This is a genomic window from Streptomyces sp. NPDC054847 (assembly GCF_053610925.1).
This window is the reverse complement of record NZ_JBSGZJ010000696.1, coordinates 1-2,278: the sequence shown is the minus strand read 5'-3', so window position 1 is coordinate 2,278 and position 2,278 is coordinate 1. Positions and strand designations below refer to the sequence as shown.

At 75.1% G+C, this 2,278-nt stretch carries 2 protein-coding genes; both read left to right on the top strand.

The window, feature by feature from the left end; all coding sequences use genetic code 11:
* The coding region (locus ACWGH4_RS34360; RefSeq protein WP_453467736.1) for a nitroreductase family protein at window positions 1-1,242 on the top strand (1,242 nt) is incomplete at its 5' end.
* An 11-nt stretch (window positions 1,243-1,253) separates the two neighbouring features.
* A complete protein-coding gene (locus ACWGH4_RS34355; RefSeq protein ID WP_453467734.1) occupies window positions 1,254-2,237 on the top strand; it encodes a thiopeptide-type bacteriocin biosynthesis protein in 984 nt (327 codons plus the stop codon).
* Window positions 2,238-2,278: the final 41 nt, after the last annotated feature.

Here is a 2,278-nt window from a genome sequence, read left to right as displayed (position 1 = left end):
CCGCCGGCCGACCCGCTCGGCCGCGCGCTCGTCACCGCGTTCGGGCCGCAGCGCCGCGAGCCGGAGAACCCGTACAACGACCACAGGTCGTATGCCTCCCCGCGCTGCCTCTTCCCCGTCCACGCGTTCGTGGACGGCGGCGGCGAGGAACCCTGGCGGCTGCTCGAACCGGACCGGCACGCGCTGACCGGCGCGCCCGGTCCGAGCCCCGGCCGGCGGATCGCGCTCACCGGGCGCTACACGGCGATCCCCTCCGCCTACAAGTGGTTCCGCGGCTCGCTCGTCGCCATCGAACTGGGCATCGTGCTCCGCGCGTTGAGCATCGGACTCGAGCTGTTCGGGCAGCCGGCCCGGCTCAGGCTGCCCGACCCGGGCGCCCACGCCGTGCTCGACGGCATCGGCCTGGACCGCACCTGGGAGTGGTCGCTGCCCTTCGTACTCGACGTGGGCGACCAGCAGCCCGCCGCGGCCGCCGGGACCGCGCCCGGTCCCGTCCCTCCGGACGTCGCCCGGCACGACCCGGCACTCGCCGACCTCGTCCGGGTCAACCGGTCCCAGACGTACAGCGGCGACGCCGTACCGCTGACCACCGCCGTCCCGGCCGGTCTGCCGGCGTCGCAGCGGACCCCCGACTGGGCCGAACTGCTCTGGCAGCGCCACTCGGGACGGATGCCGCGCGCCCTGCACGGCATGACGGGCCGACGCCGGCGGGTACCGGCCGAGGCCCTGGACACCGCCCTGCGCTGGCTCACCGTCCCCCCGCCGGGCCCCGAGCTCGCGACCGCCTTCGACGCGGTCCGGATCACGGTCGTCACCCAGGGGGTCGACGGCCACGAGGACGGCGTGCACCGCGCGGAGGCCGCCACCGCCCGCCTGTTCCGGCGGGACGCCGAGGCCCCCGCCCTGCTGGAGGACCACTACGGATACGGCGTCTCGCCGGTCAACGGCTGCGGCATCAGGAACGCACCCATGACCGTGTTCCTGTCCGTACGGCCCAGGGAGCTGTTCGCCCGGCTCGGCCCGGCCGGCTGGGGCGTGGCACAGCACGCCTGCGGCTGGGCCGTGCACGGGCTGTGCCTGTCCGCCGCGGCGTCCGGCCTGTTCGCACGCCCCGTCAGGGCGTTCAAGGAGATACCCGTACAGCGCGTCCTCGGTCTGGAAGAGGACGAGACGATCGTCCTGTCCGCGGTGGTGGGAGTCCCACAGGACACCGGCGGCGCGCTGCTCGACCTGAGATTGTGAAGGAGCGCCCCATGACATGGAATTCGTGGCACCTGCACCTCGCCACCACCGCCAGGTCCGCCCACGACCGGGTACTGACGCGCGTCGTCGGCCCGACCGTGCGCGAACTGGCGGCGGACCGGCCGTGGTTCTTCATCCGCTACTGGCAGGCCGGCCCGCATCTGCGGCTGCGCATCGCCGACCTCGACCCGAAGACGTACGGACAGGTCGAGAACGCCCTGCGGGAGCGGCTCGCGGACGCCGGCCGGCTCACCGACGGTGAGGAACCTCTGGCGCCCGAGGCCTACCGGCGCAGCGCCGGACAGCTGGCGTCCGCGGGGGAGCAGGGGGAGGACCGGAACGTCCGCGAGATGCTCACCCCCGGCGTCCACCGCGCGGTCTACGAGCCGGAGTTCGACCGCTACGGCGGCCCCGCGCTGATGCCCGCGACCGAGTCCCTCTTCCGTCTGTCCAGCGAACTGGTCCTCGGCCTCGTCCCCAGGGCCGTGACCGAGAGGCACCGTGCTCTGCTCGCCCTGCGCGGCACCATGGCCGCCGCGGCGGCCCTCGGCGACGCTACGGAGCGCACGTACTTCTACGCCCACGGCCTCGGCGCCTGGCGCGCCTGGGCCGGTGACGCGGGCTACCCGGGCGACCTGCTCGACTCCGTCACCACCGTCACCCGGGCCGCCGGGGCCGCGCCCGTCGACCCGCTGGACCACGGCCCGTTCGCCCGCTGGCACGACGGGCTCGCCGCGCTGACCGGCGACCTCCGCGAGAAGTCGGCCACGCACCCCGGCATGGTCCTCTTCTCGCACGCGCACATGCTCCACAACCGTCTCGGGCTGAGCCTGCTCGAGGAACTCCGCACGTACGCGTGGCTCGCACACGTCTTCCCCGTCGCCGAGACGGACGGTGCGATGCCGCCTGCCCCCGGGACGGACGGTGCCGTGCCGCCCGCTCCCGTGCCTGTCCGGCCGGCCGAGGCCGGACGGGTGCCGGCCCCGGCGGGGTGATTCCCCCCTCCCCGCCGCCCCCACGGGGCCCGCGCGAAGGC

What these genes read in the sequence shown, in the direction of transcription:
- ACWGH4_RS34355 (WP_453467734.1), top strand. Translation starts at nt 1,254, where the DNA reads ATGACATGGAATTCGTGGCACCTGCACCTCGCCACCACCGCCAGGTCC.